This window comes from Pasteuria ramosa, from assembly GCF_056496785.1.
Genome location: NZ_CP143099.1, coordinates 263,506 through 280,538, shown reverse-complemented (window position 1 = coordinate 280,538; position 17,033 = coordinate 263,506). Strand labels below are relative to the sequence as shown.

The 17,033-nt window shown below is 28.9% G+C and carries 17 protein-coding genes; 9 read left to right on the top strand and 8 right to left on the bottom strand.

Annotated features, from left to right (window positions below; translation table 11 throughout):
- Positions 1 to 88: 88 nt before the first annotated feature.
- Positions 89 to 1,003: a transposase family protein gene (locus VS182_RS01295; RefSeq protein ID WP_479492400.1), complete on the bottom strand. Its 915-nt coding sequence runs from the start codon at positions 1,001 to 1,003 to the stop codon at positions 89 to 91.
- A gap of 446 nt (positions 1,004 to 1,449) precedes the next feature.
- Here VS182_RS01295 and VS182_RS01290 point away from each other — a divergent pair, with 446 nt between their 5' ends.
- Together VS182_RS01290 and VS182_RS01285 are read left to right on the top strand one after the other, a co-directional pair.
- Positions 1,450 to 1,737 carry a hypothetical protein gene (locus VS182_RS01290; RefSeq protein WP_479492656.1) on the top strand — a complete coding sequence of 96 codons (288 nt, stop codon included), beginning with the start codon at positions 1,450 to 1,452 and terminating at the stop codon, positions 1,735 to 1,737.
- Positions 1,738 to 1,778: 41 nt separating this feature from the next.
- Complete coding sequence (locus VS182_RS01285; protein WP_479492655.1) at positions 1,779 to 2,474, top strand: transposase; 696 nt, start codon at positions 1,779 to 1,781, stop codon at positions 2,472 to 2,474.
- Between the two features lie 247 nt (positions 2,475 to 2,721).
- Here VS182_RS01285 and VS182_RS01280 read toward each other — a convergent pair whose 3' ends face one another.
- The 3 genes from VS182_RS01280 to VS182_RS01270 form a co-directional block, all read right to left on the bottom strand.
- Positions 2,722 to 3,198, bottom strand: a complete 477-nt coding sequence (locus tag VS182_RS01280; RefSeq protein WP_479492776.1) for a transposase — start codon at positions 3,196 to 3,198, stop codon at positions 2,722 to 2,724.
- Between the two features lie 70 nt (positions 3,199 to 3,268).
- Entirely contained in the window at positions 3,269 to 3,790 is a 522-nt protein-coding gene (locus VS182_RS01275) for a transposase (protein ID WP_479492653.1), read from the bottom strand.
- A 51-nt stretch (positions 3,791 to 3,841) separates the two neighbouring features.
- On the bottom strand, positions 3,842 to 3,994 hold the full coding sequence (locus VS182_RS01270; protein WP_479492652.1) for a hypothetical protein: 153 nt from the start codon (positions 3,992 to 3,994) through the stop codon (positions 3,842 to 3,844).
- Between the two features lie 166 nt (positions 3,995 to 4,160).
- Between VS182_RS01270 and VS182_RS01265 the strand changes: the two genes are divergently transcribed.
- The 6 genes from VS182_RS01265 (at position 4,161) to VS182_RS01240 (ending at position 9,334) form a co-directional block, all read left to right on the top strand.
- The gene (locus VS182_RS01265; RefSeq protein ID WP_479492651.1) at positions 4,161 to 4,403 is read left to right on the top strand and encodes a transposase family protein; all 243 of its coding nucleotides are present in this window, start codon (positions 4,161 to 4,163) and stop codon (positions 4,401 to 4,403) included.
- A 645-nt stretch (positions 4,404 to 5,048) separates the two neighbouring features.
- Positions 5,049 to 5,834, top strand: coding sequence for a hypothetical protein (locus VS182_RS01260; RefSeq protein ID WP_479492650.1), 786 nt, complete (start codon positions 5,049 to 5,051; stop codon positions 5,832 to 5,834).
- A 970-nt stretch (positions 5,835 to 6,804) separates the two neighbouring features.
- Positions 6,805 to 7,068, top strand: coding sequence for a hypothetical protein (locus VS182_RS01255; protein WP_479492649.1), 264 nt, complete (start codon positions 6,805 to 6,807; stop codon positions 7,066 to 7,068).
- A complete protein-coding gene (locus VS182_RS01250) occupies positions 7,058 to 7,705 on the top strand; it encodes a transposase family protein (protein WP_479492648.1) in 648 nt (215 codons plus the stop codon). Before VS182_RS01255 ends, VS182_RS01250 begins: the two co-directional genes overlap by 11 nt.
- A 729-nt stretch (positions 7,706 to 8,434) precedes the next feature.
- Entirely contained in the window at positions 8,435 to 8,875 is a 441-nt protein-coding gene (locus VS182_RS01245) for a helix-turn-helix domain-containing protein (RefSeq protein WP_479492647.1), read from the top strand.
- 24 nt (positions 8,876 to 8,899) lie between these two features.
- Positions 8,900 to 9,334, top strand: a complete 435-nt coding sequence (locus VS182_RS01240; protein WP_479492646.1) for a transposase family protein — start codon at positions 8,900 to 8,902, stop codon at positions 9,332 to 9,334.
- Between the two features lie 357 nt (positions 9,335 to 9,691).
- Here the strand turns inward: VS182_RS01240 and VS182_RS01235 are convergent, their stop codons facing one another.
- The 4 genes from VS182_RS01235 to VS182_RS01220 form a co-directional block, all read right to left on the bottom strand.
- A complete protein-coding gene (locus tag VS182_RS01235) occupies positions 9,692 to 10,948 on the bottom strand; it encodes an alpha-helical endospore appendage domain-containing protein (protein WP_479492645.1) in 1,257 nt (418 codons plus the stop codon).
- Between the two features lie 43 nt (positions 10,949 to 10,991).
- Positions 10,992 to 11,960, bottom strand: coding sequence for a hypothetical protein (locus VS182_RS01230; protein WP_479492644.1), 969 nt, complete (start codon positions 11,958 to 11,960; stop codon positions 10,992 to 10,994).
- A 37-nt stretch (positions 11,961 to 11,997) separates the two neighbouring features.
- Entirely contained in the window at positions 11,998 to 13,119 is a 1,122-nt protein-coding gene (locus VS182_RS01225; protein ID WP_479492775.1) for a hypothetical protein, read from the bottom strand.
- 1,429 nt (positions 13,120 to 14,548) lie between these two features.
- Complete coding sequence (locus VS182_RS01220) at positions 14,549 to 14,731, bottom strand: hypothetical protein (RefSeq protein ID WP_479488765.1); 183 nt, start codon at positions 14,729 to 14,731, stop codon at positions 14,549 to 14,551.
- Positions 14,732 to 16,029: 1,298 nt separating this feature from the next.
- Here VS182_RS01220 and VS182_RS01215 point away from each other — a divergent pair.
- Positions 16,030 to 16,905: an MTAP family purine nucleoside phosphorylase gene (locus VS182_RS01215; protein ID WP_479492643.1), complete on the top strand. Its 876-nt coding sequence runs from the start codon at positions 16,030 to 16,032 to the stop codon at positions 16,903 to 16,905.
- The last annotated feature ends 128 nt before the right edge of the window (positions 16,906 to 17,033 follow it).

Here is a 17,033-nt window from a genome sequence, read left to right as displayed (position 1 = left end):
ATTTAAATAATAGCTAAAATTATATTTATTTGATACAATTGATTGTTCGTGTAAATTGTCTGAATTTTTTAATTTATATTTTTGGATTTTATATAAATTTTTTGAATTTATCTAAAGATAAATGATGATTGAATATTGCTGAGATTAGATCAAATTGCTTTGAGAAATTTTTCAGTTTATTACGATATCTATTAGCAATAAGCTTGAATCTTTTTAGCCATCCTATAACTCTTTCAACTAAGGATCTTTCTTGGGATAAAATATGGTTATAGTCTTTTTCTTCTTGGCTTAAAACCTTGTATTTACTGTTTTGATAAGGTATAATCGCATACAAATGATATTGGTTTAGGCCTTTAAAACCTGAATCACCTAGCAACGTTGCGTTTTCTGATAATGGAATACGTGATTTTTTGTAAAGATTAAAATCATGTACGCTACCAGGAGCGTAATTTGTAAAATAAATCTTGGCAGTTTTAGAGCAAATTAAAATTAAGGATTTCTTACTTGTTTGTTTTTTACGTCCAGATAAATAGGGTTTGTAATTCACCTTAGGACGTTGAATGCATATTTCTGTACCATCTATAATGAATCTGCCATATGTTAAGCTAGGTAGATATTTTTTCATATTTTTAGGATTTTCTTTATTAAGTACTTTTGTTGCGACAGCTTGTACCTTTTTTATAGTTTTATTAACAGTACTGCTAGTAACATCGAAAGTTTTTGCAATACTTCTATAAGTACGACCAAAGAAAAAATTATGAAAAAACAATAACACTTGATTTTCCGGGTCAAGTATGTTTGGTCTACCCCCTTTTTCATGGTTTTTCAAGTCATATTTTCGCACACTTTCTACTATAATTGAAAAGGTTATTTTATCGACGCCTACGGCGGACATAAATTCTTTTTCTGTTAATTTTGCTATTTTTGCATATTCCATATTTACATATCTCTTGTTAATATTAGACATAGTTATCTGCTCTTTTCTTTTAGTGTTAAATTCCATATTAATAGTAGTATATATACATAAAAAAACCAACACAATTTAATAATAGTGTTGGTTTTTTTATGTATATAAAGAAATAGCATTTTAATTTAAAGATATCAAAACACAAAAATTTATCTTTTTTCATATCTTAATGAAATTCCAAAAAAATAATAATATATATAATATTTTTTAGTTTATTCAGATTATTATAACAATATAGCTCATAAATAAGAATAGATATTGAAATTTTATATTTTTAAAAAAATTTAAAAATATCCATAAATGACAATTGTTCGTCTTAAGCACATGTATTAAAGTTTAGGCACAAGTCCAATTATATATCAAAATGCATACATTTTATTAATAGTTTTAAGTTCATGCTAAAAAATAATTTTATCTCTTTATAATATTTTTGATATATAATACTATAAAATTTGATATTTAAAAGAGAGGATTAAGCATATATGTATAAATCTAAAGTTAAATACTTAAATATGGAATATTCCAAAATAGCAGCATTTGATGAAAGCAAATTCATGTCTGCTGTCGGTGTAGATAAAATCATCTTCGAAAAAATAGTTAATAGAGTTAGGACTTGTCCAAGAATGCTAATATCTGTACATGCAAAAAAAGCAAAAAAATTTAAATTATTAATAAAAATAATAAAATTTTATTATTTTTCCAAAGTTTACAATATATTACATTTTAATATTTTACAAACAAAAATAGACATTCATCTATCACCTGTGTAGAATATAAGTCTCCTAACAAAAAACAACAGGGGGGATAGAGAATGTCTATTAATTGTAGGTTAACAAATAAATCCCATTTGGTCAAATTTTTTCGTAAATTGGGGATAATATCCCAATTTACTTCATCTGTTTTTAATCATATTTTGCAGATTATTGATGGTATGTTGTCACAAAACTTTAACGGAACTTTGTCAGATATTCATAAAAAAAGCTTTTATAACAGGTGCCGCCAAACGATAAGCCATATGATGACTAATTCAAAATGGGATGAAAAAATACTTAGTGACGCCATAAACAATGTTGCTTATGAAGGAGTTATCAATCAAGCTAAGAGAAAAAATAAACCTTACTTTCTGATAATTGACGATACAGTATGCCATAAGACAAAGCCATCATCATTAGCTGAACACCCTATACAAGCAGCAGGTTACCATTATTCTAATCTAGATAAAAGAAGTGTATATGGTCATTCTATTGTTCAAGCTATGTTACATACAGATGGTTTAAGCTATCCTATAGAAGTTACACGTGCTAATAAAACAGAAAGTAATAAAATGGATACTGCTTGCGATATCATATCTAGTGCTCCTGAGCCAGATCACAAAGCATATGTTTGTGTAGATTCTTGGTATATTTCAAAAAAGATCATCGAAACAAGCTTAAAAAAAGGATTTCATTTTATAGGTTCATTAAGAATCGATATTGTTACTGTACTTGCCAAAAAAAATAGGCCATAATTTTTGATTTTCAAAAATTAACTTAAAAAGTTTATTATAATCTAAGTTTGAACATTATTTGTTTATACAAAAGATCGTTTTTATTTTTAGAGTAATTTAGCATCCTTATGTTTAATTAATCTAAAAAGAGAATTTATATATTTGTATTGTTATAATAAATTTAATTATATTTATAAATGGTCAAAAAACAAACCTAGCTTTTTTAGTTTTTTTACCATATCTATCCTTTTTAATTGTATTTGCAGATTTAGGCTACCTCTTTAAATTGATAACAGTAGGACCTTAGTGCTGCTCTTAATCCTTTTTTGGCACGTGATAAAATAAGCTTCACAGATATATGCGTAGGAACATCTAAATATGATATTACCTCTTTAAGGGATGAAATTAATATATCAATCATATCTTCTATTCGATCAGCTTCTTTTTTAGCCTGATATTTACGTAATCCCTTTAGGAGATTACCATTACCTGTATGTATACAATACATTGCTACAAACATTTGTAAAATTAAGTATCTATCTAAAGATTTGATGGATCTGACTTGGTATCCTTGTAAAGCAAGATAATTTTTAGCTGTTCTAAAATAGGTTTCGATTTCCCATCTTTTCGAATAATAATTTAGAATTTCTTCATTACTTAGCTCCATATCTGTGCAAATAAAAGCTTTTGCTTTAGATATATCTTGACCTTCCTTAAGACAAATAAGGGCAACTGCATTGTCAATAAAATTAAGATTACCTTCATATCTATAAACACGATACTTTTGTTTTTTAATGGTAACAACTTTTGTATCTTTATTTTTTTATAAAATTTAAAAAAATTTTTATTTGATTTTTAATGCCTAAAGGACAAATAACAATATCGATTCTTAATGCACCTATAAAATGAAATCCTTTTTTTAAGCTTGTTTCGATGATCTTTTTTGAAATATACCAAGAATCTACACAAACATATGCTTTGTGATCTGGCTCAGGAGCACTAGATATGATATCGCAAGCAGTATCCATTTTATTACTTTCTGTTTTATTAGCACGTGTAACTTCTATAGGATAGCTTAAACCATCTGTATGTAACATAGCTTGAACAATAGAATGACCATATACACTTCTTTTATCTAGATTAGAATAATGGTAACCTGCTGCTTGTATAGGGTGTTCAGCTAATGATGATGGCTTTGTCTTATGGCATACTGTATCGTCAATTATCAGAAAGTAAGGTTTATTTTTTCTCTTAGCTTGATTGATAACTTCTTCATAAGCAACATTGTTTATGGCGTCACTAAGTATTTTTTCATCCCATTTTGAATTAGTCATCATATGGCTTATCGTTTGGCGGCACCTGTTATAAAAGCTTTTTTTATGAATATCTTACAAAGTTCCGTTAAAGTTTTGTGACAACATACCATCAATAATCTGCAAAATATGATTAAAAACAGATGAAGTAAATTGGGATATTAACCCCAATTTACGAAAAAATTTGACCAAATGGGATTTATTTGTTAACCTACAATTAATAGACATTCTCTATCCCCCCTGTTGTTTTTTGTTAGGAGACTTATATTCTACACAGGTGATAGATGAATGTCTATTTTTGTTTGTAAAATATTAAAATGTAATATATTGTAAACTTTGGAAATGCAATAATATTTTATTATTTTTATTAATAATTTACATTTTTTTGCTTTTTTTGCATGTACAGTTAAAGAATTTGACTCAGGAACAAAAGGAGTATAATCAAAAAATTTCTCGTAAAAGATCATTGGTAGAAAGAGTTATAGGTTGGTTAAAAAGATTTAAGATTATTTATAATAGATATCGTAATAATCCTAAAAAATTTCCAGAACAATTTGATTTAATATGCGCAATGTTTAATGCTCACCTAGCTTTAGGGAAATTCCAAGAAGTTAAAGAAGATAAAAAAGCAAGCTAAATAGCAAAATTAAAAATTCCGACAATTTATATATGTATTAGTTAGGTGCTTTTAATAGAATTTAATTGTTTATAGCTACAAAAATTACAAATTAAACCTATTAATAAAATCCCTAAAACAAAAATCTTCATTTTTTATATTTTAACACTATTGATGGAATTTAAACACAAAAATAGCTATTATCATGGTTTTTAGTGCCTTTGATTAGACCCTTAAACTCCCTTCGCATTGATTTTTGGACAAGTCCAAGAACATATTTTTAAACCATCAGATTTTTTATAGTATTTTTCACTCATTATATATTTTTAGATTCATTTGGTTGCATTTATGTTTTTATAGAAATAATTGATAACAAAGATTCGTCAACAGACCTATTATAGTGTTATATTATGGTGGATTCATTATATTTTGGAAAATAAATTAAAACAACATGTTGCTATCAAAGTTATAATATGCTAAGATTGAAAAGTGTTGGAGATATCATTGAGTTTTTCCTTTGTAATCAAAGCTGTATATTAGCTTGGATTAAGCTTTTGGTTATTAAAATTTTTGTTTTTTAATAGGTAGTTTTTAGTTTTATATACCTTGGATTTTTAAAAGTGACTTTTATTATAAAAATTAATTATTTGAAAGGGCGTTTGTAAATTGATTAGAAAAATCAATTTTTTAGGATTGGTTGTTGCTTCTATGGCAACTACTTCACTTATTGCAGGATCTGTTTTTGCTTCACCTACTAGTAATTCTAGTACTCTTACTCCTACTACTCCTACTACTGCTAAAACTGAGGCTAAAACCGAAGTTAAAAAAGAAGAGAAAATCGTTAAATTTAAATTTTCGGGTAAGAAAGTTGAAATTGAAAATGGTGAGCATTTAAAAGATTTTCAATTATCATTGAAAACTGGTTTGAAAGAAGAGAAATCACCTTTAGGAACTAGCAGTTCTATTGATCTATCTAAAGCTTTAGAGAAGTTAGATCTTAAAGATAAAGATGGTAAGTTAGATGTTTCTATTTTAGATTCTAAAGGTGTATCTGTTGGTCACTTAACTAAAGATGACGATAAAAAACCAGTTGTTACTCAAGGAACTATTGGATCTAAAGAGTTGCACGCTAAGATTGAAATTGATTCCGAAGATAAAAAAGCAGACAAGCTATTAGATACAAAAGAAGAGAAATCTAGTTTTGCTTCAGGACTAACTTCTTCTCCAAAAGGTCAAATTTTTGAGCTTAAAAAAGATGATGTCCAACCAACAAGATCTAAACGTGAAATTGGTCCATCTACAGACATGACACCTGCAAAAGGATCTTCTAGAGCTGGTTCTGCTACTAAAGGTGACACGAATAATGGTCGTATAGCTGTTGGGTTAGCTTCTTTGTTTGTTGTAGCTAGTTGTGCTTTATTCTACATCCGTCGTAGTCAATTAAATAATTAGTTTTTTAAATTATTATTTTGTTCATTTTAATTTTCCGCAGACGAGGTATTTGTCTTGCGGGTTTTTTATTTTTTAAGATTTTAAAAAAATTGATTTTCTGGTTTAAATGATGGATATTTCTTATATATTTTCAAAAATAATTTTATTTAACTTAAAAAATCAATATTTTCTTATTTATTGAGCTTGCCCAAAAACTTAATCTTCATAGAGTTTAAGAACCTACTTGAATGAACTAAAAGCTATGATAATTGCTATTTTTTGTGTTTAAATTACATCATTAATCATTGGCTATATTAATATTTTTCCAGCAAGTATATTGTCTGCATTTAAGAGATAATATTTTTCTATATAAAATTAATTTATAATAACCATATTTATTATTTATGTTAAAATTTATTTCTTGTAAAATCTATGATTAGTTTAAATTTATATATATATGATTATTGTACCATATATCTATATACTTTAATCACTTATTTCATATTAATATTATATATTATCTTAATTTTACTATGAATTGTTTTAAAAAACAATGTTATTAAACGGATATGTTATCAAAAATATTAAATATTCTGCTTTTATTTGTTTTTATGTTGGACTTGTCCAAGAATGCTAATATATCCAATTAGTGCAGATTATTGGTAGTTATTGTCAATTTTAAAAATTTATTAAAAAAGCTTAAAATAAACAGTAAAGCTGCCTTTTATATATTTTTTAAGATATATAAATACTAATGTTTTAATTATTTGAATATTGATAATTATATATTGAAATGCATACATTTTATTAATAGTTTTAAGTTCATGCCAAAAAATAAGGTTATATAAAATAATTTTATCTCTTTATAATATTTTTGAATTTAATATTGTAATATATCAAAAAAAAATCACAATATCAATATAACATTGTGATTTTTTTTTGATATATAATACTATAAAATTTGATATTTAAAAGAGAGGATTAAGCATATATGTATAAATCTAAAGTTAAATACTTAAATATGGAATATTCCAAAATAGCAGCATTTGATGAAAGCAAATTCATGTCTGCTGTCGGTGTAGATAAAATCATCTTCGAAAAAATAGTTAATAGAGTTAGAAAAATAGATTTAAAGACCAAAAGAAAGGGTGGTAGGCAAAATATAATCGACCCTGAAAATCAAGTATACTTATTTTTTCATAATTTTTTTCTTGGGCTTACAAATAGAATGATTGCACAAATTTTTGTTAATTAGTAAAAGCGCGGTTAATAACATCATACAAAAGATACAAGGTATCGCCAAGAAAGTATTATCCAAAAGATATCCTACAAATCAGAGCCCATATTTTTCATCTCTCATATTTGGTATGTCGATCTTCGATTGTATTGAAATACGCATAGAGAGACCAACAAAAGATAATAAAAAATATGAATCTGGAAGAAAAAAGTATCCAACAATGAAGTCTTTCCTTGCAATTTGTGCTGAAACAGCTTCTATTGGCTACACAAATTTCGCACCTGGTAGTGTACATGATTTTAAGCTTTTTAAAGATTCGTACATTCCATGGTTATCTGAATATGCCACTTTAATCGCTGATTTAGGCTTTCAGGGCTTACAAAAGCTATTTCTATACGTGATTTTACCATATAAAAGAAGTAAGTTAAAGAATTTTACTCAGGAACAAAAGGAGTATAATCAAAAAATTTCTCGTAAAAGATCATTGGTAGAAAGAGTTATAGGTTGGTTAAAAAGATTTAAGGTTATTTATAATAGATATCGTAATAATCCTAAAAAATTTTCAGAACAATTTGATTTAATATTCGCAATGTTTAATGCTCACCTAGCTTTAGGGAAATTCCAAGAAGTTAAAGAAGATAAAAAAGCAAGCTAAATAGCAAAATTAAAAATTCCGACAATTTATATATGTATTAGTTAGGTGCTTTTAATAGAATTTAATTGTTTATAGCTACAAAAATGACAAATTAAACCTATTAATAAAATCCCTAAAACAAAAATCTTCGTTTTTTTATATTTTAACACTATTGATGGAATTTAAACACAAAAATAGCTATTATCATAGCTTTTAATGCCTTTGATTAGACCCTTAAACTCCCTTCACATTGATTCTTGGACAAGTCCGTTAAATATTACTTATAACGGATTAATGATATAATATTTTGACGAAATTATTAATATTAACTTACTATATAATACCTCTGTTTAAATTTTTATTTTTTATTGAATATATTATTTTTTATATATTTATTTAGGATAATTTTTTTATATTAAACATTAAGGTAAATTGGACTTGTCCAAGAATGCTAATATATCCGATTAGTGCAGATTATTGTTAGTTATTGTCAATTTTAAAAATTTATTAAAAAAGCTTAAAATAAACAGTAAAGCTGCCTTTTATATATTTTTTAAGATATATAAATACTAATGTTTTAATTATTTGAATATTGATAATTATATATTGAAATGCATACATTTTATTAATAGTTTTAAGTTCATGCCAAAAAATAAGTTTATATAAAATAATTTTATCTCTTTATAATATTTTTGAATTTGATATATACTACTATAAAATTTGATATTTAAAAGAGAGGATTAAGCATATATGTATAAATCTAAAGTTAAATACTTAAATATGGAATATTCCAAAATAGCAGCATTTGATGAAAGCAAATTCATGTCTGCTTTCGGTGTAGATAAAATCATCTTCGAAAAAATAGTTAATAGAGTTAGAAAAATAGATTTAAAGACCAAAAGAAAGGGTGGTAGGCAAAATATACTCAACCCTGAAAATCAAGTATACTTATTTTTTCATAATTTTTTTCTTGGGCTTACAAATAGAATGATTGCACAAATTTTTGGTATTAGTAAAAGCACGGTTAATAACATCATACAAAAGATACAAGGTATCGCCAAGAAAGTATTATCCAAAAGATATCCTGCAAATCAGAGCCCATATTTTTCATCTCTCATATTTGGTTTGTTTATATTCGATTGTACTGAAGTGCGCATAGAAAGACCAAAAAAAGATAATAAAAAATATTAATCTGGAAGAAAAAAGTATCCAACAATGAAGTCTTTCCTTGCAATTTATGCTGAAACAGCTTCTATTGGCTACACAAATTTCGCACCTGGTAGTGTACATGATTTTAAGCTTTTTAAAGATTCGTACATTCCATGGTTATCTGAATATGACACTTTAATCGCTGATTTAGGCTTTCAGGGCTTACAAAAGCTATTTCTATACGTGATTTTACCATATAAAAGAAGTAAGTTAAAGAATTTTACTCAGGAACAAAAGGAGTATAATCAAAAAATTTCTCGTAAAAGATCATTGGTAGAAAGAGTTATAGGTTGGTTAAAAAGATTTAAGGTTATTTATAATAGATATCGTAATAATCCTAAAAAATTTTCAGAACAATTTGATTTAATATTCGCAATGTTTAATGCTCACCTAGCTTTAGGGAAATTCCAAGAAGTTAAAGAAGATAAAAAAGCAAGCTAAATAGCAAAATTAAAAATTCCGACAATTTATATATGTATTAGTTAGGTGCTTTTAATAGAATTTAATTGTTTATAGCTACAAAAATGACAAATTAAACCTATTAATAAAATCCCTAAAACAAAAATCTTCGTTTTTTTATATTTTAACACTATTGATGGAATTTAAACACAAAAATAGCTATTATCATAGCTTTTAATGCCTTTGATTAGACCCTTAAACTCCCTTCGCATTGATTCTTGGACAAGTCCATTGTATTTTAAAGAAAAATAAAACCCACAATTAAGAGTGCTTAAATTTAAGCACTCTTAATTGTGGGTTTTATTTTGGTTATTTTATTTAATTTTTACAAAAATCAAACTAAGTTAATTTTACAACTGTTACATTTGCTAAAGTAGGATTAAGGGGTGCAACTAATGATATAACAGAGCTATCTGATGTGAAATCTAAACTAGCTATACGTGGTACAAGTTGGATAGTTGTTGTGACACTTTGGTTAATTAAAATATTACTATATAGTTGACTTGCTGATTGATTATTATATGTGCCATCTGGATTTTGTAGGTTAGTGAAGATAAAACTGGCTGGTATCTTACTGCCATTTGCTAAAAGTTCACAAGCTGCTATTTTCATACTATTTTGTGAATTGCTTATCAGACCATAATCTATTTGATAAATACCAGGTGATACGGTAATTGTATCTGGTGATGTTAATGAAATACCTGTACCTGATATATTTTCAAAAGAATTAAGCGGTACAGGTATGTCTACAGGAAAAGAAACGGCTTGTGTGGCGACAAAACCAAAAGAACCTGCACCTATGACGCTAAATGGAGATCCTGTAGCACCAGTTAAACCAGTAGCGCCAGTTAAACCAGTATTACCAGTTAAGCCGGTAGCACCAGTAGCTCCCGTAATACTAGCGCCAGTTAAACCAGTAACTCCTGTGGCACCAATACCGGTATTACCTGTTATACCAGTAGGACCTGTTGCTCCTGTTATAACTGTATTATTTAACCTAACTGCGTTACCTGCCGGACCCATTGGACCAGTATTACCTGTTGGTCCCGTAAGACCTATTGGTCCGGTGTTACCTGTTGGTCCAGTTATTATACTAATACCTGAAGGACCAGTAGCACCTGTAACACCTTGTGGACCTAAAGCACCATATAATCCTAGATAACCAGTAGGACCAGTAATACCTACTGGTCCAGTAGCACCAGTAATAGATAAACCAGTAGGACCGGTAGGGCCAGGATAACCTGTAGCTGGACCAGTTACCCCTGTTGGTCCTGCAGGACCAGTAGCTCCGATTTGAGAAATAGTATTCATAACAGAACTTGTTTGATCAACCAAAGCTGCATTTTTCGTCGCAGCGCTTTGTAAGATAGAACTTACACTTTTATTAATAGTTAATATATCTTGCACAGAAGGCGGTGTATCATTTGTAATACCTGGTAAAGTACCTAAAACATACTGCATTTTTTCTGCTTCAGCATTTAAAAGATGACTTAAACCTAAAGAATTCATAGCTGAAGAAGCTAATAACAGATTTAAGACACTTTCTTGGTCAAGTGAAATATTTGGAGATATGCCTGGTATATTTGCTTGTGACATATTTTATAATTATCTCCTTAAGACAAAAATAATAAAAAAGATATTAACCTATTTTCCTAATAGCCAAACATGCTTGTATGGGACTGTATGGTAGCACAGCTTGAATAGCAGGGTCAGAGATAGTGGGTTGTGTTGTAGGGCTTCCTGTTGAGGCTGTAATATTAGTTAATGTCGATATATTTCCTGAAAATTCACCAGATTTCCATACCCAACCATTTCCTAGATAAAAGGTACTTGTATTGGCATTATAAGATAAGGATGTTAGTGGGTATTGTGTAGCGGGATATTCGATCACACTACCAGTTGTTGCATTAATTTTTATTCTACTAGGCATATAGTTGTTATTATAAAGATAGACGTTTACTCCATAATTAAATATATAAACCCCTGGTTGTAATTGAATTGTTGTGGAATTAATCAATGATATACTAGTGCTTAAATTGACTTGATAATTAAAAGGTATAGTTGCGTTGGTTGGCCCTAAAGTACTGTTGGTAATAAAGTATGCAAAATAAGCAATTTCTTTAGATAATAATTGTGTACCTGTGTTACCTTGTATACCTTGTATCCCTTGGGGTCCTTGTATCCCTTGGACGCCTTGAGAACCTGTAGGACCAATACCAGTATTTCCTATAGGACCTTGAGTTCCTGTTGCGCCAATCCCTGTATTACCTTGAGGCCCTTGGGGTCCTGTTGGTCCAGTGATTGTTATTAAAAATCCTGTAGGTCCTGTAATTCCTGTATTACCTATTAAACCATCTATGCCTGGATTACCCGTTAATCCTATTTGTCCTGTAATAGATAAACCTTCAATACCAGTAGCTCCTGTATTACCTGTTGGTCCTGTTACACCTATGGGACCTTGAGGTCCTTGGTTACCTTCAGGACCTTGAGGACCTGTTATACCTAAACTACTTGGGCCTGTTGGACCTGTTATACCGGGAGGTCCGCCAGGTAAACCTGTATTACCTGTGGGACCTGTGTTGCCTGTAGGGCCAATTAATATACTCATTAGTTTAAATCCTTTGCTAAAATATTTTGAATATCCACTATCCTATTTGTTGGACTGATAATTCCCAGCCCAGTGCTTGTGGGGTTGCTAATGCTGCTGTATATTGGCTTAATAATCCTTGGAATTTTAAGGTAGTATTATTTGTGGCTGGAATTAAAACTTTTGTCATTGATATAGCACTAGCGCCCGTATAATCGGGATTATCATATGTTAAACCATTTAATGAATTATAAAGGGTACCACCAGTATAAGGAGATCCATTTACTAGTAATTGGATGACAGAAAGTTTTAAATTGAATATATTTGGATTAGATGCTCTAACGAAGGCTAAGCCAAACCAAACCGTATATATTCCTGTTTTAGTAAGTGTTAGTGTTGTTTTGTCTGATGATATAGTTATATTAGGTGTTAAAGTTAGGCTTATTGAATTATTAATGCTTAATATGAAAAAATTATTCATTTGAATGTTAGTTGTACGATAATTGCTACTATAAATATTTATAAAACTATTATTGCTATCATCACCAGTAACTCCAGTAGCACCTCTAGCGCCTGTTATTCCAGTTATACCATTAGGACCTGTTGGCCCTGTGGTTATAACAAGTCCTGTGGCACCATTAGGTCCTGTGTTTCCTGTAAGGCCAATTCCCTGTGCACCAGTTGCACCTGTTGGACCAGTTGGTCCGGTCGTTCCTGATTCTGTTGGTCCTGTTTCGCCTTGAGGCCCTTGAGGCCCTTGAACTCCTTGAGGCCCTTGAACTCCTTGAGGCCCTTGTTTTCCTGTAATTGTTACACCTTGGGGTCCTGTAGGTCCTGGATTTCCTTGAAAGCCTGTGGGTCCCATTGCTCCTGTTGACCCAGTTGGTCCTTGAGGTCCTGTTGGACCAGTTGGTCCTAGTGTGCTTTGGTATGTTACTATATTTCTACTTTTTGCACTTAAAGGTATACCAGGTGCTTCTGGACCTTGAGGTCCTTGAGGCCCTTGTGGTCCCGGTGGACCTTGCGACCCTGTGGGTCCTGGTGGGCCATCTGGACCTGATGATAATTTGTTGAGTTCATCTAATGCTGTTTCTAGTTGATGAGATATAGATGATTCTTGTGCTGCGATTGCTTGCATTTTATTTTTGATGTTTTGGTTTATGATTATTAAATCTTGTATGGATGGTTTGTTTGGATTCGTAATGCCTGTTAATGTACCGAGAATATATTGTAGTTTATCGCAATATTTCTTTTTTCTTGCTTTACACCATACATGAAACTATCAGCATTTTTTGCTGTTATACCATGCGTGAGGTTTTCGCCTCACATGGCATGTCATAATTTATTTTTTATAAAATTATTAAAATTTTTTACTTAGTTTTTTATATTGTTTATATTTCATTAATTTTTTATATGTTTAATTGTTTATATTTTTATTTATTTAATAATTTTATATTTATAAATTATGGAAAATCTATTCCTTCGTGTGTTTTAAGCACTTACTAGGTATGATGATTTTCACTCTCTCAAATTTTTTGTTCTTTGATTTCCACGTTCCAAATGATTTTTTCTCTTTGATTTTTTTAGGCAGAAGCTATAGGTATAGAAGTTTGTTGTTTATTGTTTAACTTAATGAACTTTGTTTTTACAATACTTCCTAAAGCCGTAACCTTTACGTTTGCTTCTTTGTTAAAACTGCTAAGGTATGGTTTCTTAACAATCCTCTTGCCTTGAAGATCTTTTGCTTCTTTTTAACCTGGCTTTTTACAAATATATAATTTTTTTTGTAAACAGGTGTTAAAGTCTATGCGATTAATCATTTAGTTCATATATAGATATGCTTAGTTTTTAGCTAAGAACGTGTCGCACTTCATTTCATACGGCGTTTTTTAAAACATCTATTTATGCTGTATTTTTCAATACGATCCTTTATCAGATGATGTTGCTTTCACAGCTTTGCTGCTTACCACGTTCCAAAGCGTTTTATGTTATATGTTCATCTTTAGGCATGAAAATTTTTTAAGTAAAATTATAATTAATTAAATATTTTTTTATTTTTTATTTGTTATTATTTTTTATTTGTTTTATAGTTGATTTAATATATATTATTATTGAATAATATAATTTAAACACCAAGATAGTTATTATCCATATTTTTTATTACATTCAATGTGCTATTAAACTATCTTTTGGATTAGTTTTCGGGCGATATAAGTGTTTTAGTCTATTTCTTATTTATTTTTTTATTTTTTTTAATTAATTATCATTATCTTTGCTTAGGTGAAAATAAGCTAGTATTTTTTACTTAATTTTTGTTCTTGCCATAGATGATTTTCCATCCTATACATTTGTTCATGTATTACCTGGCTTCCGGCATTTTTAGTTGCAGGCAGGTTTTTTGGATTAAACGTTTTAGTTCTCTTTTATATAAAATATATATAAAATGATTGGTTTTATAAATTTATTTAGCCAATAACGTGTCGCCCTTCACCTTCGGTATTAATAATACGAGGTAGCTTTTTTGCCCCTCCCAAACCGTACAAGCATTTTGCAATACATACGGCTTTCCAGTTAGACTATAAATTTTACGTTAATGTATTGTTTATAGCTTAACCTATCCTCTTTAGCCATGTAGTTGTTGTTAACAGCTTCAAACACCAGAGAATTCGTTGTATATTTTTGATATTTAAAATACTAATGGATGCGTTAGTTACTTGTACCACATATATATTTTTAGCCACATCAAGAATATATACAAGTTTTAGGACCTCTTTAAGTTGTTTAACGTTCATTTTCTTCATCCATTAAGTATTGTGTAATGGTGTAGATATAACAGTGGTATATATATCTACACGGAGAATGATTTAAATGTGGCTAAGTCCTAATTCCTCCATTGCTATGGATGCAATCATTAGTTTAAGAGCGTCTGATCTATTTAAGTTAATTAAGGGTGTAATATTTGGAATATTAGGTTGGGACAATTTGTTATTCACCTTTCTTAGCTTATATATTTCTAAGCTAAATATTAATTTCCATAACGCAGAATAGGGATGTTTATATTGATGATTAATTTCAATTATCAATATAAACATATATTATTATTATTATTATTATTGGCTAATAGTCAAAAAAACATTTTTATCTTATATTTTATATTTGTTCTTTAATATTTATATAACTTGTTCAAGAACCAATGTAAAGAGTTTAAGGACCTAATCGAAGGCACTAACAACATTAGAAAGAGATAAAATACTTTTGAACTTATTTTTTATTATGAACCTAAAATTATTAATAAAATATATACATTTTTATCTAAAATTACAGATATTTCAATAATTAAAAAATTAGTATTTATATGTCTTAAAAAAATTAAAATTAACAATAAATACCAATAATCTGTACGAACTGGAGATATTAGTATCCATGGCCAAGTCCATAAATTATAATTATTTTATTGATTATAAATTATTTTGGATTTTATTTATATTTAAAGCTTAATTTAAATCAAGATTTAAATATAAATAAAATTTATCTTAGGTATTTTGATTATATCGTTTAATATTTATTGTGTTTATTTTTATGGCTTTATTATTTGTTTTTTCTTACTTTTATTTTTAATTCATTATCATTTTAATTTCTTCTATTTAGCGATTATGTTTCTTTTTAATTCATTTAATTTATTTTTATTTTAAATTTCTAGGTATGATGCCTTATATTTTTATTTAAATTTTATGGTTTTTATTTAAATTAAAATTTTGTTTTTATTTTCTACAGATGTTATTTTGTTCTTGCGTTTTTTAGTGGTTATTTTTTTGGAGCTTGACCAAAAAAAAATTTTAAAGGGAGTTTAAGCCTAATTGCATGCACTAAAATCTATTGGGTTTTTTGTGTGTTTATTGGTTGTTTAATTTAAAGTTAAATAAATTTGTTTTTTTCAATAAAAATTATTTTTATACTAAAAGCATAGATGTTGGCATATTAACAAGTCATTTGCTATGATGATGCGTAGGGAGCTAGTTTTATTAAAAAAAATTATTGTTTGTATTTATTTTTTTTTAGAAAAGATATTGGTGTTTGTTTATATTAAAATATGCTATTAATTCTACAAGCAGTTGATTTGGAGGATATTTTTTTGCTATTTCCCTATACAATTACACATGCTATTATTGGTGGATCTAGTACTTTTTCCCTTTCTTGGCCCGTATCGCTTGAAAATATGGAGACATTGGTTCATGCGGAAACTGTGCAAACACCATATGGTGAAAGTCCTTGTTTTACCATTTTCAAAATGGATCAGCAAATTGTTATCATGTTTCGTATGCATGGATGGCGTACAGGTGTTGATCGTGGGTTAGCTTCACAACAACTTTTTTGGCTTCTTAAGGAAGTTGGTGTAAGGTATATTTTGTCTGAAGGTGGCGTAGGTGCGATGCATCCTACTTTTGCTTTGCGTGATTTTGTTTTACCTGATGATTATATCGATTTTTCCACGCGTAAACATATTACTTTAGACTTACCGTATTTGTTGGTGATGCGTGATCCTTTATGTCCTTGTTTGAAGCATCATTTAGCAGGTGCTGTTTGTGATGTTATTAAGGGTACAGATAGACGTTTACATGAACAAGGCGTTTATTTAAATACTGAGGGTAAGCATTTTGAAAGTCGTGCGGAAATTAGAGCTTATGGTCAACTAGGTGCTGATATTGTCGGCCAAAGTTTATTGCCTGAAGCTTATTTAGCGCGTGAAATAGGTGCTTGTTATGCAGGTGTATATATGATTGTTAATAATGCTGAAGGTATAGGTGAAGATTGGGAACATGACGATCTGCGTGATATCTTTTACAAAGAAGCTAGAACGATGTCTGATGTTTTGACAAAGAGTTTACAGCGTCTTATTCAGGGTCCTAAATGGCATTGTTCTTGTGCTTCTTTGCGTTATAAGACGCTATTAAAGGATGATGTATGATTTAGGGTGTAATGTTATTTTAGGTTTACAATGTTATTGTTTTGTATATTTATGCTTACTGTTTTATTGCTGACTTTTTTATTGCCTAGTTTTAATTTTTTTTGTATTTAATTGCCTATGCTTTATTT